Source organism: uncultured Paracoccus sp., assembly GCF_947496875.1.
Classification (GTDB): Bacteria; Pseudomonadota; Alphaproteobacteria; order Rhodobacterales; family Rhodobacteraceae; genus Paracoccus.
Genome location: NZ_CANMEH010000019.1, coordinates 1 through 23,659 on the forward strand (window position 1 = coordinate 1; position 23,659 = coordinate 23,659).

Here is a 23,659-nt window from a genome sequence, read left to right on the forward strand (position 1 = left end):
ATCCGTCCGCCTTCACCCGAGCCTTCACGTTGTAGTCGATCACACGCTTGACCGGCACGAGAACCTTCATCGGCCCACTCCCCTTGATTAAACGTCAGCAGCCCCGCGGCCGCGATCTGAACACGGTCGTTCCCTCAGAGATGAGGGCGGATGCCGCCCGAGACCGAGAGCATTTCGCCGGTCAGGAAGCGGGCATCGTCCCGCAGGAAGAAGGCGACGGCTGCGGCGGTCTCGGCCGGCTCGGCCATGCGGTGGATCATCCCCTGGGCGACCAGCCGCTCGGCCTCCTCGGGCGGCATGTTCTGGGTGACCGAGGTGCGGGTCAGGCCGGGGGCCACGCTGTTCACGGTCACCGCCGGCGCGAACTCGGCCGCGAGGCTCCGGGTCAGCGAGGCGACCGCCGCCTTGCCGGCCGCGTAGTCGGACTGCCCCGCCTCACCGCCGAACACGATGCTGGCGACGTTGACGATCCGCCCCCAGCCCCGCTCGATCATCCCTGGCGCGAAGGCCTGGATCAGGTGAAATCCCGGCATCAGGTTCAGGTCCATCGTGGCGCGCCACTGCTCCTCGGTCATTTCCAGAAACGGGGTGTAGAGCCGGGGGGAGCGCAAGCCGCCCACCAGGTTGACCAGCACGTCGACGCGGCCCAGGCCGGCAAGCGCCTGGTCGGCGAAGGCCCGGGCCTCGTCGCCGCGGGTCACGTCACCCCTCAGGCTGGCAACCTTCACCGATGGCGCGGTTTCGGCCAGTGATGCGACCGTCGCGTCAAGCCGTCGCCCCGAGATGTCGGTGAGCGCGAGGCCGGACACGCCGTCCGCGACCAGCCGGTCGATTACCGCGCGGCCCATCGGCCCGCCGGCGCCGGTCACGGCCGCGACGCGGTCGGCAAGGGGAAGGTCGATGTCGCTCATGCCGAACCCGCCTCCTCGCGCAGCATGTTGCGCAAAGCGAATTTCTGCACCTTGCCCGAGGCCGTTGCGGGCAGGCTGTCGCGGATCTCGAGCCGCTCGGGCCAGTACTGGACGGCGAGCCTGTGCTCCTGAAGAAAGCGTTTCATCTCCTCTAGATCGAAACTCGCCCCCGGCTTCAGCGTGACGAAGGCACAGGCGCGCTCGCCCAGCCGTTCGTCGGGGTAGCCGACGATCGACACCCGGTTGATCGCGGGATGCTTGAACAGGATCGACTCCACCTCGATCACCGGGATGTTCTCGGCGCCGCGGATGATGATGTCCTTCGACCGGCCACAGATCCGGATATAGCCGCGGTCATCGACCCGGGCGATGTCGCCGCTGTCGAACCAGCCGTCCTCGTCCGTTGCATTCAGCTGCGGGCGCTTCAGATAGCCGCCGAAGTTCGAACAGCCGCGCACGTAGAGTTCGCCCTCCTGGCCTGGCTTGCAGACGCTGCCGTCGTGATCGCGGATCTGCACCTCCATGCCAGGCAGGGGAAAGCCATCGGTGTTGATCGATCGCTCGTCCTCGTCGCGCGGGTCGACGACCGTGACCGCGCCGTTCTCGGTCATGCCCCAGGCCGAGACGACCTTGGTCCCCGGCATCACCTGCCGGGCCCGCTCGACCACGGCGCCCGGAATGGCGGTGCCGGCACACAGGAATATGCGCAGCGAGCTGCTGTCGAACTTGTGCTCGTCCACCGCGCTGGTCAGATCCATCAGGAACGGGGTGGATGCCATCGTGAAGGTGATGCCGTCATCCTGGACCATCTGGCCCTTCAGCCGCTTGTCCCAGCTGTCGAACAGGATGAACCGCGCCTGAAGATAGACGGGCATCAGCAGGCCGTACATGAACCCGGTCTGATGGGCCATCGGCGAGGCCATGGCGATCACGTCGTCCGAGGTCAGGCCCAGCCGTTCCGAAAAGGGGATCAGGTTCGAATACATGGTGTTCGACGTGTGCATCACGCCCTTGGGCTCTCCCGTCGTGCCGCTGGTATAGATCAGCTGATGCACATCGTCCGGACCTGGCCGGTTCGCGGTCACGATCCGCTGCAGATCCGGCTCGTTGTCGAGTTCGGGATCGGCAAGCAGCCTTTCGAAGCTGTTGTCGCCGCTGCCGCCTTCGACGACGATCTGGCGCAGGTCGGGCAGTTGCGCCCTCATCCCCTCGGCCATAGCCTCGTGGTCGAAGTTCCGGAATGTCTTGGGCACGATGAAGACCTTGGCCTCGCCGTGGCGCAGCATGAAGAGCAACTCGTGCTCGCGGAAGATCGGCATCAGCGGATTGAACACGGCCCCGATCCGCGCGCAGCCAAGATAGGTGGCGACGAACTGCCAGCTGTTCGGAAGCTGGCAGCTTACCACGTCGTCCCGTTCTAACCCGAGGCGGGTCAGGCCGACCGCCACACGATTGGCCATGCGGTCAAGCTCGGCCCAGGTGAAGTCACGGCGAGCAGACGTGGCCACGGTGATGGAGCTGAGCGCAAGCTCGTCCGCCTTGGCGGCGAGGGCCGCCTCGAAATAGTCGTTGGCCGTATTGGTCCGCCAGTGGCCGGCGCTGGTCATCGCCGCGCGCCGCGGCTCGATCAGGATAGCATCGAATTTCATTGGAGACCCCCCTCCTTGTGTTTCAGCCCAGTCGACATGCTTTTCAGCCGCTGACTGCGTCCCGTCCGGCACGTTCGCGGGCGATGATGTTCTTCATGATGTGAGCGGTGCCGTCGCCGATCTGCAGGCCCAGCACATCCTTCAGTCGCTGGGCGAACGGCAGGTCGTCGGCATAGCCGGCATGGCCGTGGATCAGCAGGCAGGCGTGGATCGCCTCATAGGCAAGCAGCGGCGGCCACCATTTCGTCATCGCCGCCTCGGCGGTGTGCGGCAGGCCGCTGTCCTTCAGCCACAGCGCGTTCAGCGACAGCAACCGCGCAGCCGCAAGCCTGGTCTCGAAATCGGCCAACTGGTGACTGACCCCCTGGAACGCGCCGAGCGGCTTGCCGAAGGCCTTTCGTTCGCCGATGTAGGTCCAGGTCTCGTCAAGCGATTGCTGCGCCGTGCCGACGCACTGCAGGCCGATCAACGAGCGCGAGAAGTCGAAGCCCTGCATCACCTGCGCAAAGCCGCGACCTTCCTCGCCCAGCAGGTTCTCGGCCGGCACGCGGACGTTGTCGAACCAGATCGAGCCGTGACCGATCGAGTTCTGGCCCATGTTGTTGAACTTGGAGGTGCTGATGCCGTCCAGGTCCATGGGCACGAGGATGGCGGTGACGCCGCGCGCCCGATCCTCCGGCCGCCCAGTGCGGGCAAAGACCACCGTTCCCGCCGCGATCTGGTTGGCCGAGATCGAGGTCTTCTCGCCGTTCAGGATGTAGTGGTCGCCGTCGCGTTCCATCCGCAGGCCAAGATTCGCGGCGTCGGATCCGCCCTTGGGTTCGGTCAGCGCGATGGCCAGCATGATCTCGCCCGCGGTCAGCTTTGTCAGCCACTCCCGAGCGATGTCAGGCCTGGCGAACTGGGCGAGGATTTGGCCGTTCAGCGAGGCGAGCAGCGGGACATAGCCAAAGGTGAAGTCGGCCCGCGCGACTTCCTCGACGATGGCTCCGGCGTAGAGCGTGCCCGCCCCCATGCCGCCGAACTCCTCTGGCAGTTCAGGCGCGATCAGGCCAAGGCTGCCCATCTCGCGGACCAGGGCCATGTCCATCCGGCCCTCGTTCTCGCGGGCCTGGTAGCCCGGCGCCAAGCGGTCCTGGGCGAACCGACGCGCCAGATCACGGATCTGGTCCAGTTCCTCGGTATCGAAGACGGTTCTCGACATCAGCAGTCCTTTCTTCACGCCGGTCGGTGCATGGGGCCGCATCTGGAACGCGGCCCCTGATGGCATCAGCCCTTGCGGACGTAGTGCTTGCGGAAGTCGGGCTTGCGCTTTTCCTTGAAGGCGATGCCGCCTTCCTTGGACTCGTCGGTGTCGTAGTAGAGCGACAGCGCGTACATCCCCAGCCCGGCAATGCCGCGCTGATGTTCGGTGTCCACGTTGAACGACCGCTTGGCGATGGCGATCGCCGTGGGCGATTTCTCCATGATCTCGGCGCACCACTTGTCCACCTCGGCGTCGAGATCGGCGTCGGGGACGACGGCGTTGACCAGCCCCATCTCGAGCGCCTCGCGCGCCTTGTAGCGGCGGCAGAGATACCAGATCTCGCGGGCCTTCTTCTCGCCCACGACGCGGGCGAGGAAGGCCGTGCCGAATCCCGGATCGACCGAACCGACCTTGGGTCCGACCTGGCCGAACTGCGCGTTTTCCCCGGCGAGGGTGAAGTCGCAGATCGTGCACAGCACGTTGCCACCGCCGATGGCATAGCCACGGACCTTGGCGATCACCGGCTTGGGCACGTCGCGGATGACCGTGTGCAGGTCCTCCATCGGCAGCCCGATGGTGCCGCGACCGTCATACTGGCCTTCATGCGCGGACTGGTCGCCGCCGGTGCAGAAGGCCTTTTCGCCCGCACCGGTCAGCACGATGACCCCCACCTCGCGGTCCCATCCGGCCCGGTTGAAGGCGTTGATCAACTCCTCGACGGTCTGGCCCCGAAAGGCGTTCATCTTGTCGGGACGATTGATGGTGATCGTGGCGACCCCGTTCTTCTTCTCGAACAGGATGTCTTCGTAGGTCATGTCGGTCATGTGTATGTCTCCCTCAACCGTGCATGGTCAGGCCGCCGGACACCGAGATCACCTGTCCGGTGATGAAGGCGGCGTCGTCGGAGGCAAAGAACAGGATGGCGCCCGGCAGCTCCTCGGGCTTGCCGAGCCGACCCAGCGGCACGGCCTTGGTGAAGGCCTCGCGCAGCCTGTCCTTGTTGCCGGAGGCTTCCATGAAGCTGTCCAGCATCGGCGTGTCGGTGACGCCCGGACAGACGCAGTTGAACGTGATACCCTGCCGGGCGTGCTCGCGCGCCAAGGTCTTGGAAAAGGCGATCACGCCCGCCTTGCACGCGGCATAGACCGACTCGCCGGACGAACCGACGCGTGCCGCATCCGACGCCACGCTGACCACGCGGCCGGACTTGCGCTCGGCCATCCTGGACAGGATCGGATAGGTGATGTTCAGCACCGACTTCAAATTGATGTCGATGAGCTTGGACCAGTAGTCCGGCTCGGACTTCAGGAACGGCACGAACAGGTCCCAGCCGGCATTGTTGACCAGCACGTCGATCGGGCCGACTTCGTTCTCGACCTTTTCCACGGCCTCGCGCACCGCGTCGAGGTCGGTGAGGTCGACCACCATCGGCGAGGCCTTGCCGCCCGCCGCCACGATGCGGTCGACGACCGCCTGGGCCGCCTCCGGCTTGATGTCGGCGACCACGACATGGGCGCCTTCGGCACCGAAGCGTTCGCAGGTGGCAGAGCCGATGCCCCCACCACCGCCGGTCACGACCACGATCTTATCGCTGAGTCCGCGCATGTTAATCCTCATCCTTGCTGGCTGCGCACCACATGTCCGCCATCATTCATCCCGGCTGGGCCGCAATTCAGGCTTGGTCCGGTGCGTGATTCTCCCTATCGACAGTGTGCGCCTTGCTGCTAATTAGGTCAACATGTTTACGGATTATTTTGGGCACGCTCCCTGCACGCCCGGATTCGGAGGATAGACCCATTACCGCCCCCACGCCCCTGACTCAGAACCGGCCGACGGACGACACCGCCGCCGCCGACCTGCGCAACCGTTTGTTCTTTCGCCTCTATCAGACCGCCAACCTGCTCAACAAAACCGGCACCCGCGCCCTGGAACAGCATGGTGTCACCACCCAGCAATGGGCGATCCTTGGGGCGCTGGCCGACCGCCGCAGCAGCGGCGGCATCTCGGTCGGCGACCTCACCCAGTTGCTGATGGTAAGCCGTCAGAACCTCACCGGCGTGCTGGCGAGGCTGGAGGCCCGGGGCCTGATCCAGCGAATGGTCGACGAGCAGGACAAGCGCTCGCGCGTGATCGGCCTGACCGACAAGGGACGGCAGACATGGGCCGACATGCAGCCGCAGATCGCCGATTTCTACAGCGCGTCGCTGTCGGGATTTTCCAGCGCCGATATCAGCGCGGCGATGCACTATCTCGAGGACCTGCGACGCAACTTCATCGAGGTCGAGCGCGCCCAGGGCGAAAGCACCGACAGGTCCGCGGAGGCCTGACCGGCTGGGTGTCGTTCACCGCCGGTTGTCGGTTACCCAACGGAATGGCCTCTCCATCGGGACATGGACGAAGATCGGCGCGGACAACACCGACACCAACGATCAGGGCACGTTCGACGCCGCGAACAACCACTTCGAGGCGCCGGCCCACGGCACCTACCTCTGGGGCGCGACGATGCTCTCACAAGCTCAATGCCAGCACAACGACGCGCACGAGAGGGCGGGTCGTGCGCTGCCGTCTGCTCGCGCAGCGCTGGCGGACAGCCGCACTATAAGGGGAGCAAAGCGGCTCGTGTGGCGATGTCGGGTGCTGCGGGTATGGAGGGCGGCACATAACGTCCTCGTTGAGATCCAGTCCGCCATCCCTGCATCTCGATACGCTCCGCTGGATGTTCATTGCCGTGGCGCTCGCAGGCATCCAGGCATGGGCGGCGGACGGAATGGCATTGCTGCCGCAACCTTCGCCATCGCTGGGATGCTCAGATGGGGTGGTTGCCGCCCTCCCCAGACGGCATCGCAATGTGCCAGGGTGGTGTTGTGACAGCCACGAAGTGGAAAGGGCGGCAAGATGAAGGATACGATGATCGGGGTGGACCTGGCAAAGCGCGTCTTCCAGGTCCACGGCGCCACGATGCGCGGCGAGGTGCAGTTCCGCCGCAAGCTGACGCGCGAACAGTTCCGGGCGTTCATGGCGGCGCAGGCCCCGGCTGTCGTGGTCTTCGAGGCCTGCCCGAGCGGGAGCTACTGGGCGCGGGAGATGGCGGCTCTCGGCCACGAAGTGCGGCTCGTCGCGCCGCAGTATGTCCGACCGTTTGTCAAGCGGCAGAAGAACGACGCTGCCGACGCCGAGGCGATCGTCGTCGCGGCGCAGCGGCCGGAGATGCGGTTCGTCGCGCCGAAGACGGCGGACCAGCAGGCGCGGGCCGTGCTGTTCCGCTGCCGCGAGCGCTTGGTTCATCAGCGCACGGAGCTAGTGAACGCGTTGCGCGCGACGCTCTACGAGTATGGTCATACGGTTCCGCAAGGTATCGCTCACATCAGGAGGATCGTGGCCATCCTCGACGCCTCGGATGCGGACCTGCCGGAGCTGGTGCGGGATGAGTGCCGGGATCTGCTCGCGCAGATCGACGAGAAGACCGCCCGCATCGACGAGCGGACCCGCAGGATCAGGACGCTGTCGGCCGGGACCGACACCGCGCGCCGGCTGCAGACCATGCCGGGCATCGGCCCGCTGACCGCACTGGCGGTCGAGGCCTTCGCGCCGGAGATGACGCAGTTCCACCGCGGACGCGACTTCGCGTCATGGCTCGGCCTTGTGCCGCGCCAGCATTCCTCCGGAGGCAAGGAGCGGCTCGGCCGAGTCTCGAAGGCGGGCCAGGCCGATATTCGGCGACTGCTGATCATCGGCGCGATGGCGCGCCTGACGCCTTTGGGGCGCCGATCGATTCCGGAGGGCTCCTGGCTTGCCAGGATGCTGGCGAGGAAGCCGAGGATGCTGGTCGCGAACGCGCTGGCCAACAAGATGGCGCGCGCGATCTGGGCCATGATGACCAAGAAAGAGGATTATCGCGATCCGGCGCGGGCCGCGGCTGCATGACCGAAAGGCGAGGCAGCGCAGCCCCGCACCGGTGAAGGGGGTGTGAGAAGGCAACGACCCGTATGGGCGCAAGGATCGAAAGATCCGGACCGGGAAAACCAGCGTAGTCGCTCGAGCTTCGAAGCTCGTTGCTGAGATTTGGACCCGATCCGCGGATCACCATGCCGGCCAGCGGCCTTCGAGAGCGCCGCACGGAAAGGCCTCACAGAAGACCGCACTCGATCACGCGAACAGATGGAAAGGAGCCTCTTGCATCACCCTCAGGGCGCTTTCGACGCCGCCAATAACCGGTTTGTGGCGCCCGCGGACGGCACCTACCTCTTCGGCGCGACGCTGCTCTACAAGGTGAACGCCAGCACGTCGGCGCGGATGAGCGGGCGGCTCGTTCTGAACGGCGCGACGGAGATCCGCGGCTCGCGGGGCGAGATCAGCGGGGCGCATGTCTCGGAGGCGACGGCGCTGTGGCTGCAGACGATGTGTTCGCTTCAGCCGAGGACAGCGCCCGCGTTGCTGGAGTGGGCTTATGGGCGGGAGAAAGCCAGGCGCCTTGGGAGTACCGTGCCGACAAGTGGAACCGGGAGGCTGCCGCGTCACCCCGGCCGGGTTGTCCCATCAAGAGCAATATCTCGAGGAGCGGCGAACGCATCTATCATACGCCGTGGAGTCCCCATTATGGCCGGACGCGCATTGACGAGGCGGCCGGTGAACGCTGGTTCTGCGACGAGGCCGAGGCAACAGCCGAAGGCTGGCGAGCTGCGCGCTGGCGGTAGATGTCGGCCTCGCAGTTAGAAAAGATCAGTCGCTCGTGTGACCCATACACTCCACGTCCGCTCTGCGGTTGGCACCTAGCGAAGCCAGCCCGCCGAAGTTGCCTGTGTGACCATGAGTTAGGTGGTTGTCTTGCTAAGGTGAGACCTATGCCGTCACGCTTGATGCAACGCTGGAGCGGGGACGGCGACCTCCAATCGCCTTCGTGTTGTGGTTGAGTGTCAACCCGATGCGCGGACATAAAGGCTAATTCGCTGGACCGGTCAATAACCGCTCGATAAAGAACAACAATATAGCTGACGCCGCTTGTAAGGAACACTCGTGCTTGCTCGAATCCGACATTTGTTCCGTTCCGACGCTTATATTCCAAGTGCGGCCGTGTTTCCCAGCATCGACGCCCAACTCATCTCCCGGACGCTCAGACTCGAAGAGGTTGGCAAAACCCGCGGGCAGCAGAATCAGCCAGCACCAAACGCAACGGGGTTTGATCACGTAGAGTCCGGAATCATCGCCGAAATCGAGGAGCTGCGGCGCAAAGGTCTCGACAACTACGAGACCAATCGGCGGATCTACAACGAGCGTTTGGCTCGCGCGGGACAGGCGTCCAAGGAGGTCGCTATCGCGGCGGGCCAGGCGCGCAACGACTTTGCGGCCACTGCCCATCAATGGCAATCGCAGATCGTCGCAGCAAGAGAGCGGTTGAACGAGAGCTACAGGTGGCGGAACCGCTTTAGGGAAATCCACGGCTTGGAGCGCCCGGCTGTCAACTTCATCGGCTGGACCAACGTCATCGCGATGGCGGTGATCCTCATCGTCCTCGAGGCGGCCCTCAATAGTTACCTCTTCTCCAAGGGCAACGAGTTCGGCCTGCTCGGCGGCCTTTTCGCTGCTGTGATTGTGTCGCTTGTGAATGTCAGCGGTTCGCTTCTCCTAGGGTATCTCAGCCGCTACATGCGCCATAGACTCTTCCTGGCGAAGATCTCGGGCCTTCTGGTCCTTGCAATATGGTTTGCTTTCGCGGCGGCGCTAAACTTGGGGGTGGGCAAAAAACCTGCTACCGTGCGGCAGCCCGCGCCGCAAGCGGCCGGCCCGACTGCAACGGGGTCCAGCGCTACGGCAGCAGTTCATCGACCTTGGTGATTTTTGCAGTCGGGGAAGCTTCTGATACCTCAAGGTGAACGGCTGGGAGCGGTGCCGGCGGCGCGATGAGGGCGGGCGCGAGGCGCCGCGGAAATGGCGGTAACGGAAAGGAGCTGGGTAGGCGTGAGATGAGGCAGCAAACGGGCCATTCCTGCCCTTCGGACCAAGCGCAGCTATGAACTATCATCCGTGCCGTGCGTCGAAAGTTGGTCTCGAGCAAACTGACGCGACCCTCGTCGGGCTTATCTGCGTGGCGACTGGAGGTGAGTGCATGAGCCGACATCTCAGCGATTGCACGCCCAGCGGGTTCCAATGGGGATTCCTTGTCGAGCCAGGGGATGCTAACCTGTAGGCTGGTGAGGTTCGTATCAGGCTGCTTCTGGCGACCGTTTTTCGGGAGCAAGTAGGCCGTCTTCGTTGGACGCTCGACCGAAAAGGTGGTGCATCGCGGTGCGCAAGGTCTGACATGGCGCGGAGCGATCTTCTTGTGTCCTTGATTCGCGCAGGTGCGACCGGCGATAGAGAGATGCTGCGCTCCACCACCGAAGCGATGGTCGCGGAAGAACGCGCCAAGAAGCATTTCATCGTGGCCGACCGCATGCAGCGCGCCTTGTCGGCCGTCCCGATCACACCTCCTGCCCTTACGGCAAGCCAGCCTCACCCAACCGCTTCGAACGGGCGCGAGGCCATTCTCGAGGTCACGCCGCAGCTCCAGCTTGATGACCTCCTGCTTCCTTTGCCGGCGAAGGATAGCGGCCGCCAGCTTCTTGAAGAGCATCGCAGAGCTGATGTCCTGCGTGCCAACGGTTATGAACCACGGCACAGAGTCTTGCTGTCGGGCCCCCCGGGCAATGGCAAGACGTCGTTCGCTGAAGCAGTCGCGGAGGGCCTAGGCCTGCCCTTCTTTGTTGTCAGATATGACGCTTTGATCGGTAGTTACCTCGGCGAGACGAACGCGCGTCTCCGCAAACTCTTTGACTATGTAAGAACTACACCGAGCGTTCTATTTTTCGACGAGTTTGATGCCATTGGCAAGGAACGCGGCGACACGCATGAAACAGGCGAGATCAAACGGGTGGTCTCTTTCCTGCTCATGCAACTCGACCAGTTGCCCAGCTACGTCATCGTGGTCGCGGCTACCAATCATGGCGAGCTGCTTGATCGCGCTGTCTGGCGCCGTTTCCAAATGCGGTTGGCACTTCCGGCTCCCGATAAGGAAGAGATCGCCGTCTTTTTGGACCGGATCACTTCGGGCTGGCCAGATGCGCCGAAAATGGCGCTCAGCCGGCTTGCCAGCCGCCTTGGAAATGTGAGTTACGCAGAGGCGCTCGACTTCTGCCAGAATGTCAGGCGACGGCAGATACTAGGTTTAGGAGAGGTTTCAGTTGATGACGCATTGCGAGCGGAACTGGATCTTTGGACTTCGCGTGTCACTCCAGAGTTCATAGATGCCGAGCGATCCGACAAAGCCTCTCCTGAGGCTGACGCCGAGAGCTGACCAACCCCGTCCAAAGGGTAAGCCGAAATACCCTCCGCCGCCAGAAGCCTTCCCGCGCGATCGTCAGACCGGTGCCTTCGGCCCGAAGTTTGCGCGCCTCGCCGAAATTCTCGCGCGTGGTGATGGGGCGCTTGAACTGCGCGCGGAACCTGCGGGCCTCGCGCCGGAACGGCTCTTGGTCTTCGAAGTCCGCGGCGCCATCAGTTCTTTTGCGGCGTCCATCCGTCAGGTGGGCGGGCTGGAACTGGTGGACGAGGAAGAACTGGACGGCGACGAGGAAGACAAGCAGCCCGTCGCCTACCTTCTGGTCCCCGACATGGTGGCTTTGCGAAGTCTCGAGTCGTTGTGGCGGCGCTGGCAGGCCGGACAACTTGTCAGAGGGGAAACACCTTGGGCGACTGTGTTCGAACACCTCCGGGACCTGCGCGCGTGGGGACCAGAGGACCGTGTTCAACCGTCGGATCGGACCTTTCTCTCTCTGATTCTCGACGGCCACCAAGACAACGATCTGATCCGGCTGGAAATCGAACTGGTTTTCAGGGGAAATGAGGCGGCCGCTAGGCTAAGTGAAGAAGAGACGACGCGAGCCCTGACGGCGCGTGGGGGCGTAGTTCTGTCTCGTTCCCGCTTGCCCGACATTTCCTACCATGCACTCCTTGCTGATATCCCGGCTTGGGCCATACGCGAAATCATCGAGCGACGGATCGATGGGATCGCTGGCCTGGATGCGGTCATGCACATCCGTCCGCAGTCCGAGGCCACGACCATCGAGATAGGCGATCCTGAAGACAGCCAACAGGTGGGGGAGCAGATCGAGGACCCCGGTGAGCCGATCCTTGCGGTACTCGACGGCGTCCCTGTTAGCGGCCACAGGCGCTTGGCTGCCCACATCGACCTCGACGATCCATTCGATCTTGAGCCGGATGCCCTTGTCGCGTCCCGGGCGCATGGGACAGCGATGGCATCCCTCGTCATTCACGGGGACCTCAATCGCGGCGAGGCCCCGCTGCCGCGAAAGATCCACATGATCCCGGTCTTGGGGAACAATGATGACTTCCCTCCTGACAGGCTCATTGTCGACATGATCTACCTCGCGGTCACTAGGCTCCGCGAACAGCGACCAGGAATCGTGATCGTCAATCTCTCCCTCGGCAATCGCTATCGGCCATTCCACAACCACCTTTCGCCTTGGGCGCGCCTCCTCGACCGACTCGCCTATCGCTTCGGCCTGCTCTTTGTGGTGAGTGCCGGCAACCAGGTCTTCCCGATTGGCCTGCAGGGCTATGCAACAAGTAGAGACTATGAGGCTGCAGACGCGGCAAGCCGCGCGAGATCGATGGTCGCGACGCTGCATGGCGTCACGGCGGACCGTCGCCTGCTGTCGCCGGCGGAGACTGTGAACGGCATCACCGTCGGCGCCGGAAACGTCGATGCTGTTGGTCGTGCGGACCGCGCGCTGGCGCGAGCCTTGATCGATCCCTTCCCAAGTCACGTCACGGCGAACCCCTCGAGCAGTCTGGGACCGGGCTTCGCCAGATCGGTCAAGCCGGACATTCTGATGCCCGGCGCCAAGGAACACATGACTTGCATCGGCAATCACAGGCACATTGAAGTCCGTCCGGCACCGGCCTCGCGAGGAGCGGGTCTCAAGGTTGCGGCGCCGCCAAGGGCTGGTCGAGAGAATCTTGACGGCTATTCGAATGGGACGAGCGCAGCAGCGGCGCTTGCGTCGCGGACTTGTCACTGCATCCACGATGCTCTCGAGGCCGCCTATGGGGACGCGTTTCTGCGCCTGCCGCCCTTGCAGCGCGCAGTTCTGCTGAAGGCCCTTCTGGTCCATCCGGCCAAGTGGCCGAGGGAGACCGCCGAACTTATCAAGAATACCCTTGGGCCTACTGGGCGCGGCCAAGCGTCTAAGCAAAAGGATAACATTCGACGCTTTCTCGGCTACGGCTATGTTGATTCTGATGACGCGGTGGCTTGTGCTGCAGATCGGGCGACGTTTTTCGCATCAGGGCTCTTGAAGGCCGATCGCATCGCAACGATCGACGTGCCGGTACCTTCGGCAATTGGGGGTAAGGCAAGGCCGCATAGCCTTTCAGCAACGGTTGCTTGGTTTTCGCCTGTGGTGCCTGGCCGCAAGAGCTATCGCAGCTGTCGGCTGAAGATTCTCACACCGGCCGAACTCGACGCGCTCGCTGTCTGTGCCGATCGTTGGCATCCAGACGAAAATCAGAGTAATCGCGGAACCGTCAGTTCACGCCGCTGGAGCGGAGCCAATGCGCCGGTCATCGTGCCCAACATGACGATTCCCCTTGTCGTACAGCGCGATCCCGATCAAGGCACGCTAGTTGATGCGGCGATACCCTTTGGCTTAACTGTTACAATTGAAATGCCGGGTGAAATCGGCATCTACGACGAGGTGCGTGCTCGTCTAGCGCCGCTCGTCCAAGCGCGTCCGACCGCAGGGACTTGACGGTGCAACGTCGCACGGAAGATTTCTGTGTAGAGGCCCACGCCCATCAGATGCAGCGCGCGACAGCTTGAGGCGTCGCAGATACACGGATGACGGGTCGCCTGCTGGGCGGCGCTGCTCGCGCTTGTCCTTGCGGTGGGGGCGAGCCAAAGAGCGCCTCGTCGGTCTCCGGGGCGCCGATTTAAGCGCCGCTGGCTGCCGCCCCCAACGTCGGATCTGATCTCCACCTCGGCACCGAACTCGGGAACCCGCGCAGATTTTCGCTCCCGGTTAAAGGTTGCCCGTCACATGTTGCCCTGCACAGCGACCCAGAACGGAAAACTGCCCTCGCCCGGCGAGATGCTGTCCTCGATCTCCAAGTCGGAGAGATCAATCACCACAACCTTGTCCTCGCCGGCAACTGTAACATAAGCCCAACGACCATCGCTGCTCGTCCGGACGCCATGCGGCCCTTGACCGATCTGGATCTCCGTCTTCTGCGCCATGGCCTCAACGTCGATGACCGTGACTGTGTCGCCGGTGATCCCCGTCACCAGAACGAGGCTGCCATCGGGCGTCACGTCGACACCATAGTGCGGCGGTCCGAGCGGTATTCGCTTCAGTACCTCGCGGGTTTCGAGGTTGATAACTGCCAGGTCCTCGCTCTCGACATTTGCCACGTAGAGTCGCTTGCCATCCGGTGAGATGTCCAGGTTGTGCGGCGCATCGCCGGCCGGCAGCTCGCCGATCTTCTCCAGCGTCTCCAGGTCGATCTCGGCGACCGTTGAGCCACCCTGGAGCGCGACGTAGAGCGTCTTGTTGTCGGGCGAGGCCACGGTGCTGTGCGGCGTCGGGCCGACATCGATGGTTTTGATGACCTCCATCTTCTCGGGATCGATCACGCTGACCGTGCCCGAGCCCTCGTTTGCCGCGAAAGCGTGGCGCCCCTCGCGGTCGAACTTGATGCCTTTGGGCGTGTCGCCAACCTCAATTCTCGCAAGCTGCTCGCCGGTTGCAGCGTCGTAGGCATAGACCGCATTCTCGGCGCTGCTGGATGCCATCACCAGATCGCCGGCCGAGTTTACCGCGACATACGTCATCTGGTCTCCGGCGGCCCAGCGCGCATCTCCGTTCAGCGGCGCGACGGCATTCGTGCCCTGCAGCGTCACGAAAACGCCGTCCTGGATGAACACCGGATCGGCAGCCCCGGCCGGAATGCCGGAAGTGATCGGTGCCGCCGAGATGATGACCGCGGCGATCTTCGTGTAACGCAACTTCATGATGCCCTCCAATCGTGCACCGAGACGGGAAGCGACCCCCATCGCCCTCGCGCACAGAACCAAGACGCATCGCCGTAGCCCGGGTTCCGAACGCAGTGACGGCGGAACACCCGAGCGCTCCAATTCCGCACCGAGCCCAGGACCGACGTCATGACCCTCGCCTTCGGCCCCGAGCGGATCGAACAGTGGCCGCTTGCGCGCCTCCAGCCCTACGCGAAGAACGCGAAGGCGCATGGCGCGGACCAGGTCGCGAAGATCGCCGCCAGCATGGCCGAGTTCGGCAGGACCGTGCCGTGCCTCGTCGGCGAGGACGGCGAACTGATCGCGGGTCATTGGCATGTGCTTGCGGCGACGCAGCTCGGGCTGACCGAGGCGCCGGTGATCGTACTCGGGCATCGGACCGAGGCGCAGCGCCGGGCCTGTCGCATTGTGGATAATAAGCTCACAGAAGGTGCGCCCTCGCCCTTCGGCTGGACGCTTTTCCAACATCGGCAATCTGGCACCTTGACCGCTTGCTTCCCGTGGGCGGCAGCCGCATCGGGCGTAACACCGGGACCATCCCGTGACGCCTCTATGCTTCGCGCCAGCAATGAGGGGACAAATGGGGGAACGGCGCCGGTGCCGCGATCGGATAATGCAGATTAAACAAAAACATAGCTGAGAATAGTGGCGGAGACGAAGGGATTCGAACCCTCGAGGCGGTTTCCCGCCTGCACCCTTAGCAGGGGTGTGCCTTCGACCACTCGGCCACGTCTCCGCTGGCGGGTCTATCAGCCCTCGGGATGGCTGAACAAGGGTCTATGGCGTGGATGAACCGATTTGTTAAGTCGCGTCCCTCTCCGGGGACGCGCGGAGGATCGGATCCCGCCCGCGTCTGCGCTGCGGACTGCGACGATCCTCCTCAATCAGCCGTTTCAAGCCTGTTCTGCGGCTGCGGCAGCGACCGCCGGCGTCACGTGTTGAAGAGGAAATGCAGGACGTCGCCGTCCTCCACCTCGTAGCTCTTGCCCTCGACGCGGAACTTGCCCGCCTCACGGGCGCCGGCCTCGCCCTGCCCGGCGACGTAATCGTCATATGCGACGGTCTCGGCGCGGATGAATCCCTTTTCGAAATCGCCGTGGATCACCCCGGCTGCCTGGGGGGCCAGTGTGCCGCGGGTGATCGTCCAGGCGCGCGCCTCCTTGGGGCCGACGGTGAAATAGGTCTGCAGCCCCAGCAACTGGTAGGCGGCGCGGATCAGACGGTCCAGACCGGCTTCCTGCAGGCCCATCTCGGACAGGAACATCTGCGCCTCGTCCTCGGGCAACTGGCTGATCTCTTCCTCGATCCGGGCCGAGATCACGACATGCCCGGCGCCCTGCTCGCGGGCCATCTCCGCCACGCGGTCGCTTTGCGCGTTGCCGGACGCGGCCCTGTCCTCCTCGACGTTGCAGACATAGAGCACCGGCTTGGCGGTCAGCAGCTGCAGCATGGTCCAGGCCTTGCGATCGTCCTCGGACACGGCAACCGTTCGCGCCGGGCGCCCGGCTTCCAGTGCGGTCTGCGCCTGCTTCAACAGGCGGTCGTGGGTCGCGGCTTCCTTGTCGCCGCCCTTCAGCTTGCGTTGCAGGCCCGTCAGTCGCCGTTCGATGGATTCCAGATCGGCGATCATCAACTCGGTCTCGATCGTCTCGGCATCGGCGACGGGATCGATGCGCCCCTCGACATGGGTGATGTCGCCGTCCTCGAAACAGCGCAGGACATGCGCGATGGCGTCCACCTCGCGGATGTTGGCCAGGAACTGGTTGCCCAGCCCTTCGCCGCGCGACGCGCCCCTGACCAGTCCGGCGATGTCCACGAACGTGATGCGGGTGGGGATGATCTGCCGCGATCCGGCGATCGCGGCGAGCGTATCGAGCCTTGGATCGGGGACCGCGACCTCGCCCACGTTCGGCTCGATCGTGCAGAACGGAAAGTTGGCGGCCTGCGCGGCGGCCGTCCTGGTCAGGGCGTTGAACAGCGTCGATTTGCCGACATTCGGCAGCCCGACGATTCCCATGCGAAAGCCCATGCCCTGTTCCTTTCCGTGTGTTGCCGCCTTCTAGGTCAGGGCGCCGTGACCGTCCAGTTCCGGCATCAGCCCCGGCCAACCCGGCGCTCGGGGGACACCGTTTCCCTTTTCCTGCCGCGCGCCGCGTCCTATGACGGGTCGACCCTGATCCGGAAGGCCCCATGACCCGCATCGATCGCCGTTTCGCCGACCTTGCCCAGCAGAACCGCAAGGCGTTCGTCAGCTACATGATGGCCCACGATCCCGACCGCGACACGTCGCTGGCGATCATGCGCGGCCTGCCGGCGGCCGGGGTGGACATCATCGAACTGGGGATGCCGTTCACCGACCCGATGGCCGACGGCCCGACCATCCAGGCAGCCGGGCAGCGGGCGCTGGCCGCGGGCGGCAGCGTGACGAATACGCTGTCGATGGTCCGCGAGTTCCGGCACCATGACGATGACACGCCAGTGGTCCTGATGGGGTACTACAATCCGATCTACGCGCGGCAGGGCGGGGTCGAGAGGTTCCTGGCCGAGGCGGTGGATGCGGGGGTGGACGGGCTGATCGTTGTGGATCTGCCCCCCGAAGAGGATGCGGAACTGTGCCTGCCGGCCCGCAAGGTGGGGCTGAACTTCATCCGCCTGGCCACGCCCACCACCGACGACCGGCGGCTGCCGGCGGTGGTCGCGAACACGTCGGGGTTCGTCTACTACGTGTCGGTCACCGGGATCACGGGCGGCCAGGCAGCCGATCCTGCCGCAGTCGCCCCCGAGGTCGCGCGCGTGCGCAGGGCCGCCGGACTGCCCGTCGTCGTGGGCTTCGGGATCGCCACGCCGGACGCGGCCCGGACCGTGGCGGCGGTCGCGGACGGCTGTGTGGTCGGCAGCGCGATCGTCAAGCAGATCGCCGAGGGCAAGCAGGTCGACGAGGTGCTGGCGTTCGTCCGCACACTCGCCGACGGGGCGCATGGCGGCTGAGGGCAGCCGATCTCCGATGATCCGGTCTGCCCGAGCAGCAGATGCCCCTGGGATCGCGGCGATCTGGAACCCGATCATCCGCGACACCGTGGTGACCTTCTGGCCGACCGAGCGCGAGCCGGGCGAAATCGCCGAGATGATCGCCGCCCGTCAGTCGCAGGGGCACGCCTTCCTGGTCGCGGAAGGGACAGAGGGGATCACCGGGTTTGCAGCCACCACACAGTTCAGGGGCGGTGCGGGCTATGCGCGCACGCTTGAACACACGGTTCACGTGGCGCCACATTGCCGCGGCCAAGGCCTTGGCCGGGCGTTGATGGCGGCGATTCAGGACCATTCGCGACAAGGTGGCGCGCGGAACCTGATTGGCGCGGTCACCGCGTCCAATGGCGAATCCCTGACGTTCCATGCCCGGCTCGGGTTCACCGAATGGGGGCGTATCCCGAACGCAGGCTGGAAGTTCGGGCAGTTCCACGATCTCGTTTTCGTCGGCAAGGATCTGACCGGCGGCTGACCAAGGTGCTGTCCAGCGCCCGCCGGCCGGACCCCGCGCCTGATCTTTCCCCCGCCGGGTCATCCCGCTACGCTGCACGTCATGGATGATCTGGCCCCGCCCCCCGGTTCCGAGGCACCGCAACTGCCGCCGCCGCGGGGATTCTGGCAGCGCATCGGGGATCGGCTCGCCGCCCTGATGGGCCGTCACCCGTCAGCGGTGCCGCCCGAACGGTCGGTCGCGTTCACCATCGCGATCATCGCGCTGGGGGCCAAGATCGCCAAGGCCGACGGGCGGGTGGCCCGCGAGGAAGTTGCGGCGTTTCGACGGATCTTCAAGATTCCGCGCACCGAGGAACGCCACGCCGCGCGGGTGTTCGATCTGGCGCGTCGGGATGTGGCCGGCTTCGATCTGTGGGCACAGCGGGTCGCCGCGATGTTCCCGCCCGGAGATCCGGTGCTGGTCGATGTGCTGGAAGGGCTGCACATCATCGCCATCGCCGATCACGAACTGCACGAGGCGGAGCGGATCTACCTGGACGAGGTCGCGCGCATATTCGGGATCGACGCCGTCACCGTGGCGGGCATGCGCGCCCGCCATGATCGAAACCACGGATGCCCGCCCTGCGACGTGCTTGGCATTCCGCCCGGCACACCCCTGCCCGAGGCACGGGCCCGCTGGCGGCAGCTGGTCCGCGAAAACCACCCGGACCGTGCGCAGGCGCATGGATTGCCCCCCGAGGCGGTCCGGCTGGCTGAAACCAGGACCCGCGCGATCAACGCGGCATGGGAGGCCTACCGCTCCGGCGGCTGGCCGGAGGCGAAGAGGTGAAGCCGTGCCATGGCAGGGGCGACGACGTGCCGCCTGCCGGACCTCGGAACCTGTGGGCAGCCCGGCCGTTTCGGTAGGTGGCTCCGCACCGGAAAGGACCCATTCCATGTTACATCGCGCGGTGGTTGCCTGTGCATTGACGCTGCTGAGCCCGGCCGCGTTCGCGCAAGGCTATACGTTCGAGATGCCGCGGGCCGATCAATCGACGCCCCCGGTGGCAATCCCGGATGGACAACAGCCGCCGACCGAGCCAGAGGCGCCCGACATCGACGAAACGCTCGACGGCTCGCTCGACACGATCTTCGACAACCTGTTCCGGCGGGCCGAGCCTCACCTGCAGGGTCTGGCGCAGGAACTGCAAGGTACGTTCGGCGAACTGGCGCCGGCATTTCGTGAACTCGGCGGTCTGATCGACGACATCGGGAACTACGAACCGCCGGAACGGCTGCCGAACGGGGACATCCTGATCCGCCGCAGGGCCGACGCCCCGCCCCCGCCACCACTGGAAGAACTGCCCAACCTGCTGCCCCGCGGGGACGATACCGAACGCGAGTCACCCTGGTCGGTGCCCACGGCGCCTGTCGATCCCGACCAGCCGCAGATCGACCTCTAGGCCGGGGCGGGCGTCTCGTTCGCATCACCGATCAGGCTGCGGAACCGACGCGCCTCGCGCCGCACGTCGGTCAGCGTCTCGATTCCTTTCTGCTGCAGCCCCGGGATCAGGCGCAGGTAGCACTTGGCCGTTGCCACCGCGTCGCCCATCGCCGTGTGCCTGTCGTCCGGGGGGATCTCGACCCCCAGCCGCGCGGCCAGCGCGTCCAGCGAGTGATCGGCCGAGCCGCCCCAGATCATCGCGGACAGCAGGACCGTGTCCAGCACCGGGTTGTCGAACGCCAGTCCGGTGGTCTGCTGGGCGGCGCGCAGCAGACCCATGTCATAGGGGGCGTTGTGGGCCAGCAGCATCTCTGTCCCGGTGAAGTGAACGAACCCTTCCAGAACCCGCTTGATGTCGGGGGCGTCGGCGACCATCGCGTCGGTGATGCCGTGGACGCGGGTCGACAGGGGCGGAATGGGGCAGCCCGGGTTGACAAGCGCATCAAAGCGCTCGCCCGTCAGGCGGCCGCGTGACACCCGCACCCCGGCGATCTGGACGATCCGGGCGGTCGCGGGATCCAGCCCCGTAGCCTCGGTGTCGAACACCACGCAGGCCAGCCGATCCAGCCGCAACGCGCCCTCGGGGGCGGCGCTGTCGGGACGTTGGAAATCATGTGTGGTCCCCGTCAGCTGCCGACCGTTCGCCTCGGCCGGCAGAGGGCAGTCTGGGCGCAGCACCAGCAGCAATGCCCGGTCGCCGCCGATCCCCACGCGCCGCAGCCGCCCGCACAGCACCCGTTCATCCGGCATCGAAAAGGACACCTCGAGCCCATCCTGTGCCGCGGGTTCGTCCAGCCGGGCACACCATTCCTCCATCGCCCGCGGTTCCAGAGCCGGGCCCAGCGGACGACCGAGGGCGAGCCGCGGCAGCAACCGACCGGCCTGACTATCATAGAACATGACGCGGCCGTCCTCGTCGGCCATCACGGCCCCGGCATTCAGTTCGCCAAGGATCGTTTCCAGCATGGTGCGGTCCTGCTGCAGGTCGGCCGCATGGCGCTGAACCTCCTGGGTCAGCGCCTCGGCCGCCTGCGCCCGTGCCTCGGCCGCTGCCCGCGCCGCGGGTGCGAGATCGGCGAGGTACAGCCCATCGTCGCCCTCAGGCGTGCTGCCGGTGCGCAGCCCGCCCGACAGCCGTTCGATGGGCTTGGCAACGTTCTGATCGAACAGCAGCCATACCCATGCGATCGCCCCCAGCGACCCGAGCCCGGCCAGCAGCCCTCCGGTGATCAGCGCGGGAATCGCCCCGGGCGCCGCTGCCCCCAGGAATGCGACCCCCGACACGCTCAGCCGATAGTTCACGACCCACATGGCCGCCGCCACGAACAGCAGGATCACCGCTGCCAGGCCGGCAAAGATCAGGAACACCCGCAGGCGCAGGGACAGGTTCAACAGCATCGTTCGTCCCCCCTCTCGTCTTGCCGGCACCCTCCAGGACCTGCGCAGGCGACGCCGGTCAGCCGCCGCCGCACGCGACCCGATAGGCCGGATCATCCTCCCCCGCGGTGCTCCAGGCGGCAGCACTGCCATCCGCCGTGAGCGGGCGCTGCCGGCCCGCGGCACAGTCGAATTCCATCCGCACGAGCCGGGTCATCTGCCCCCGCTCGACCAGCAGGACGCTGCCCGTCGCGGTTTCGCCGCGTCGGCCCACCTCCGCGCGATCCATCGCGGTGAAGCGGGTGGTGACGGGAACCACGAAGGTCCAGGGCCGCATCCCCTTCAGCCCGGTGCCGGTCCCCAGCACCTCCACCGTGTCGGGCAGCTGCGCCTGCAGACGCGGGAACCATGCATAGTCGTTCCAAATGGTGAACCCGACCATCGCGGCGGCGATCGTGAACGGCATGACCGCGCGGGGCCACGGCCGGCCCATGCGGCGGGCCATGTGCCCGCCGGCATAGGTGATCGCGGCCGCCATGATCGCCACGGCGAAAATTCCCAGGATCTGGCTGGCCATCGTGTTCACGCCAGGACGCCTCGCCCGCTCGCCGCAGACTGCATCGTGCGCACCACGACGAAGGCATCGCGCAGGTGGCTGCGCCGGAAGTCCGGCAGGTCCGAGGGGGACAGGAAATTGTCGGGCTTGTGCCCGCGCCGGACCTGACGGGCCTGATGATCCAGCCGTTCGGTCTGGATCAGGTCATAGGCGGCGATCAGGTCGTCGCCGCCGCTGGTCGATACCACGCCATCCTGCTGCGCGGCCAGCAGCCGCGACCGGGTATTGACCGCGCCGATCCGGCCCCGCAGCGCGTAGATGCGGCCCAGATCGACAACCGGCACCACCCCGTTCATCTTCATGTCCAACTGGTGACGGTGTTCGCCCGACCGGATCGTCGCCAAGCCGCCAATCAGGCCCAACGGAGGCCGGTGCTTCAGCGAGTTCGAGATCATGTGCGCGACGAAGATCTGGTCCCGCGCCGCATGTTCCAGCGTCTCGTCCTTCAGCGTGTCGAGCAATGCGCCGTCGCCCGCGATCGCGCGCAGGTCGAACATGACGCTGGCCAGCATCTGTGCCTGCGGGTCCGGGGTGTCGATCCAGCCGCGGAAATAGCGGCGCCAGGTCCGCAGCGGCTGCCGCCAGCGGGCGTTCGATGCCATCATGTCGCCGGGACAGAACATATAGCCGCTGCGGTCCAGCCCCGCAGTGACGCGGCGGGCCAGTTCCGCGAACCACGGGTCGTCGGCCGCCGCGTCGTCCGCCATGATCAGGCAGTTGTCCTGGTCCGAAATGCCGGTCTGTTCCTGCCGGCCCTGGCTGCCGCAGGCGGCCCAGCACCAGGCTGTCGGTGCCGGCCCAAGCTCTCCTTCGGTCAGGTGAATAAGCCGTCGCGTGGCCGCGTCGGCCACGTCGGTGACCATGCGGGTGACCACCTCGTGGCGCAGATGCGCGCCGACGAGGCTGGCGAGCAGGTCGGGAATCCGCGCGGTGACCACCGCAATCTGGTCCGCCGTATCGGCCGCCATGATGTCGTGCACCAGCACCGAAGCCGACACCGCCTGAACCCGCATCAGGTCGGTCTGGGTCACCATGCCGGCGAACCGGCCCCTGGCGACCACCGGCAGGTGCCCGATCCGGCGTTCCACCATCGCGGACAGGACATCCGCGCCCAGCGCGTCGGGGTCCAGCGTGTGCGGATCGCCTGTCATTACCAGCGACACCGGCTCGCCCCCATCCTGCCCCTCGGCCACGACCCGGTTCGACATGTCCCGGACCGTGACGATGCCCACCAGGCGATCGTCGCGGACGACGCCGATCGAACTGACATGCGCGTCACGCATCATCCGCGCGGCCTCGATGATCGGGGTCTCGGGTGAACAGAAGAGCGGTTCGCGTGTCAGGAAGTCCGCGACCCTGGCGGCAGCGACTGCCGACGGCGCCAGGTCCGACCGCCGTCCTCGATCGAAGAACCGTGCAAACGCGGGCGACTGGCGGATCAGCTGGGTGAGGGCGCCCTTGGGCAGCATCAGCAGGGTGCCGTCGTCGATCACCCGGGCGTTCGTCGCGGCCAGTCCATCGCGCAGCAGGCCACGCTCGCCAAAGCTGTTGCCGCGGCTCAGCTGCGACACGATCTCGCCTTCGGTATCCGTGATCTCGACCGTGCCGCTGTCGACCAGATACAGGCCGTCGAGCGGCTGGCCGGCATGATAGACCGCGGTGCCGGCCGTCACCGACTGGCGCGCAAAGAACCCGGCGACCCGGGCGAGTTCGTCATGCGGCAGCGTGTTGTAGGGGTGCAGCGTGGAGATGAAGCGCAACGTCTCGTCGGTATCGGTCATCGTTGCGCCTCGGAAATGAAAGGCCGCGCC

Annotated in this window: 19 protein-coding genes, 1 tRNA gene and 1 pseudogene; 10 read left to right on the top strand and 11 right to left on the bottom strand. The window is 65.6% G+C overall.

Going from position 1 to position 23,659, the window contains the following annotated elements; translation table 11 throughout:
* Positions 1–134: 134 nt before the first annotated feature.
* From Q0938_RS15815 to Q0938_RS15835, 5 genes are all read right to left on the bottom strand, one after another.
* The gene (locus tag Q0938_RS15815) at positions 135–911 is read right to left on the bottom strand and encodes an SDR family oxidoreductase (protein ID WP_299364379.1); all 777 of its coding nucleotides are present in this window, start codon (positions 909–911) and stop codon (positions 135–137) included.
* Positions 908–2,560, bottom strand: coding sequence for a cyclohexanecarboxylate-CoA ligase (gene aliA / locus Q0938_RS15820; RefSeq protein ID WP_299364381.1), 1,653 nt, complete (start codon positions 2,558–2,560; stop codon positions 908–910). Before aliA ends, Q0938_RS15815 begins: the two co-directional genes overlap by 4 nt.
* A 43-nt stretch (positions 2,561–2,603) precedes the next feature.
* A complete protein-coding gene (aliB, locus tag Q0938_RS15825) occupies positions 2,604–3,764 on the bottom strand; it encodes a cyclohexanecarboxyl-CoA dehydrogenase (RefSeq protein ID WP_299364384.1) in 1,161 nt (386 codons plus the stop codon).
* A 65-nt stretch (positions 3,765–3,829) separates the two neighbouring features.
* Positions 3,830–4,630, bottom strand: coding sequence for a 2-ketocyclohexanecarboxyl-CoA hydrolase (gene badI, locus Q0938_RS15830; protein ID WP_299364387.1), 801 nt, complete (start codon positions 4,628–4,630; stop codon positions 3,830–3,832).
* Positions 4,631–4,643: 13 nt separating this feature from the next.
* On the bottom strand, positions 4,644–5,411 hold the full coding sequence (locus Q0938_RS15835) for an SDR family NAD(P)-dependent oxidoreductase (RefSeq protein ID WP_299364390.1): 768 nt from the start codon (positions 5,409–5,411) through the stop codon (positions 4,644–4,646).
* Between the two features lie 149 nt (positions 5,412–5,560).
* Between Q0938_RS15835 and Q0938_RS15840 the strand changes: the two genes are divergently transcribed.
* From Q0938_RS15840 to Q0938_RS15860, 5 genes are all read left to right on the top strand, one after another.
* Positions 5,561–6,133, top strand: a complete 573-nt coding sequence (locus Q0938_RS15840) for a MarR family transcriptional regulator (protein WP_299364393.1) — start codon at positions 5,561–5,563, stop codon at positions 6,131–6,133.
* A gap of 568 nt (positions 6,134–6,701) precedes the next feature.
* On the top strand, positions 6,702–7,730 hold the full coding sequence (locus Q0938_RS15845; protein WP_299364396.1) for an IS110 family transposase: 1,029 nt from the start codon (positions 6,702–6,704) through the stop codon (positions 7,728–7,730).
* A gap of 1,089 nt (positions 7,731–8,819) precedes the next feature.
* Positions 8,820–9,638, top strand: coding sequence for a hypothetical protein (locus Q0938_RS15850; protein ID WP_299364399.1), 819 nt, complete (start codon positions 8,820–8,822; stop codon positions 9,636–9,638).
* Positions 9,639–10,104: 466 nt separating this feature from the next.
* The gene (locus tag Q0938_RS15855) at positions 10,105–11,136 is read left to right on the top strand and encodes an AAA family ATPase (protein ID WP_299364402.1); all 1,032 of its coding nucleotides are present in this window, start codon (positions 10,105–10,107) and stop codon (positions 11,134–11,136) included.
* Between the two features lie 175 nt (positions 11,137–11,311).
* Complete coding sequence (locus Q0938_RS15860; protein ID WP_299364405.1) at positions 11,312–13,612, top strand: S8 family peptidase; 2,301 nt, start codon at positions 11,312–11,314, stop codon at positions 13,610–13,612.
* Between the two features lie 284 nt (positions 13,613–13,896).
* On the opposite strand, the gene Q0938_RS15865 is transcribed toward Q0938_RS15860, so the two are convergent.
* Positions 13,897–14,871, bottom strand: a complete 975-nt coding sequence (locus tag Q0938_RS15865) for a beta-propeller fold lactonase family protein (RefSeq protein ID WP_299364409.1) — start codon at positions 14,869–14,871, stop codon at positions 13,897–13,899.
* Between the two features lie 150 nt (positions 14,872–15,021).
* On the opposite strand from Q0938_RS15865, the pseudogene Q0938_RS15870 reads away from it, so the two are divergent.
* Positions 15,022–15,321, top strand: a pseudogene (locus Q0938_RS15870) (ParB/Srx family N-terminal domain-containing protein); the annotation flags it as partial.
* 217 nt (positions 15,322–15,538) lie between these two features.
* On the opposite strand, the gene Q0938_RS15875 reads toward Q0938_RS15870, so the two are convergent.
* Together Q0938_RS15875 and ychF are read right to left on the bottom strand one after the other, a co-directional pair.
* A tRNA-Ser gene (locus Q0938_RS15875) sits at positions 15,539–15,628 on the bottom strand.
* A gap of 195 nt (positions 15,629–15,823) precedes the next feature.
* Positions 15,824–16,921, bottom strand: a complete 1,098-nt coding sequence (gene ychF, locus Q0938_RS15880) for a redox-regulated ATPase YchF (protein WP_299364411.1) — start codon at positions 16,919–16,921, stop codon at positions 15,824–15,826.
* Between the two features lie 161 nt (positions 16,922–17,082).
* Here ychF and trpA point away from each other — a divergent pair, with 161 nt between their 5' ends.
* The 4 genes from trpA to Q0938_RS15900 all read left to right on the top strand — a co-directional run bounded on the left by trpA (position 17,083) and on the right by Q0938_RS15900 (position 19,814).
* Positions 17,083–17,880, top strand: a complete 798-nt coding sequence (gene trpA / locus Q0938_RS15885) for a tryptophan synthase subunit alpha (RefSeq protein ID WP_299364414.1) — start codon at positions 17,083–17,085, stop codon at positions 17,878–17,880.
* A gap of 16 nt (positions 17,881–17,896) precedes the next feature.
* Positions 17,897–18,391, top strand: coding sequence for a GNAT family N-acetyltransferase (locus Q0938_RS15890; protein ID WP_299364417.1), 495 nt, complete (start codon positions 17,897–17,899; stop codon positions 18,389–18,391).
* 81 nt (positions 18,392–18,472) lie between these two features.
* Positions 18,473–19,201 (top strand): molecular chaperone DjiA, encoded by a 729-nt coding sequence (locus tag Q0938_RS15895; RefSeq protein WP_299364421.1) that lies wholly within the window; start codon positions 18,473–18,475, stop codon positions 19,199–19,201.
* 106 nt (positions 19,202–19,307) lie between these two features.
* Positions 19,308–19,814 (top strand): hypothetical protein, encoded by a 507-nt coding sequence (locus tag Q0938_RS15900; RefSeq protein ID WP_299364424.1) that lies wholly within the window; start codon positions 19,308–19,310, stop codon positions 19,812–19,814.
* Here Q0938_RS15900 and Q0938_RS15905 read toward each other — a convergent pair.
* From Q0938_RS15905 to Q0938_RS15915, 3 genes are read right to left on the bottom strand one after another with little or no spacing between them, the layout of a single operon-like run.
* Positions 19,811–21,253 (bottom strand): 3'-5' exonuclease, encoded by a 1,443-nt coding sequence (locus Q0938_RS15905; protein ID WP_299364426.1) that lies wholly within the window; start codon positions 21,251–21,253, stop codon positions 19,811–19,813. The two genes, Q0938_RS15900 and Q0938_RS15905, sit on opposite strands and share 4 nt — an antisense overlap.
* A 58-nt stretch (positions 21,254–21,311) precedes the next feature.
* Positions 21,312–21,818 carry a hypothetical protein gene (locus Q0938_RS15910; protein WP_299364430.1) on the bottom strand — a complete coding sequence of 169 codons (507 nt, stop codon included), beginning with the start codon at positions 21,816–21,818 and terminating at the stop codon, positions 21,312–21,314.
* Positions 21,815–23,629 (bottom strand): DUF294 nucleotidyltransferase-like domain-containing protein, encoded by a 1,815-nt coding sequence (locus Q0938_RS15915; protein ID WP_299364432.1) that lies wholly within the window; start codon positions 23,627–23,629, stop codon positions 21,815–21,817. Before Q0938_RS15915 ends, Q0938_RS15910 begins: the two co-directional genes overlap by 4 nt.
* Between the last annotated feature and the right edge of the window lie 30 nt (positions 23,630–23,659).

Excerpts from the sequence above, each read along its gene's own strand:
- Q0938_RS15815 (WP_299364379.1), bottom strand. The coding sequence starts at position 911 with ATGAGCGACATCGACCTTCCCCTTGCCGACCGCGTCGCGGCCGTGACC.
- aliA (WP_299364381.1), bottom strand. The coding sequence starts at position 2,560 with ATGAAATTCGATGCTATCCTGATCGAGCCGCGGCGCGCGGCGATGACC.
- aliB (WP_299364384.1), bottom strand. The coding sequence starts at position 3,764 with ATGTCGAGAACCGTCTTCGATACCGAGGAACTGGACCAGATCCGTGAT.
- badI (WP_299364387.1), bottom strand. The coding sequence starts at position 4,630 with ATGACCGACATGACCTACGAAGACATCCTGTTCGAGAAGAAGAACGGG.
- Q0938_RS15835 (WP_299364390.1), bottom strand. The coding sequence starts at position 5,411 with ATGCGCGGACTCAGCGATAAGATCGTGGTCGTGACCGGCGGTGGTGGG.
- Q0938_RS15845 (WP_299364396.1), top strand. The coding sequence starts at position 6,702 with ATGAAGGATACGATGATCGGGGTGGACCTGGCAAAGCGCGTCTTCCAG.
- Q0938_RS15855 (WP_299364402.1), top strand. The coding sequence starts at position 10,105 with ATGGCGCGGAGCGATCTTCTTGTGTCCTTGATTCGCGCAGGTGCGACC.
- Q0938_RS15865 (WP_299364409.1), bottom strand. The coding sequence starts at position 14,871 with ATGAAGTTGCGTTACACGAAGATCGCCGCGGTCATCATCTCGGCGGCA.
- ychF (WP_299364411.1), bottom strand. The coding sequence starts at position 16,921 with ATGGGCTTTCGCATGGGAATCGTCGGGCTGCCGAATGTCGGCAAATCG.
- trpA (WP_299364414.1), top strand. The coding sequence starts at position 17,083 with ATGACCCGCATCGATCGCCGTTTCGCCGACCTTGCCCAGCAGAACCGC.
- Q0938_RS15890 (WP_299364417.1), top strand. The coding sequence starts at position 17,897 with ATGATCCGGTCTGCCCGAGCAGCAGATGCCCCTGGGATCGCGGCGATC.
- Q0938_RS15895 (WP_299364421.1), top strand. The coding sequence starts at position 18,473 with ATGGATGATCTGGCCCCGCCCCCCGGTTCCGAGGCACCGCAACTGCCG.
- Q0938_RS15900 (WP_299364424.1), top strand. The coding sequence starts at position 19,308 with ATGTTACATCGCGCGGTGGTTGCCTGTGCATTGACGCTGCTGAGCCCG.
- Q0938_RS15905 (WP_299364426.1), bottom strand. The coding sequence starts at position 21,253 with ATGCTGTTGAACCTGTCCCTGCGCCTGCGGGTGTTCCTGATCTTTGCC.
- Q0938_RS15915 (WP_299364432.1), bottom strand. The coding sequence starts at position 23,629 with ATGACCGATACCGACGAGACGTTGCGCTTCATCTCCACGCTGCACCCC.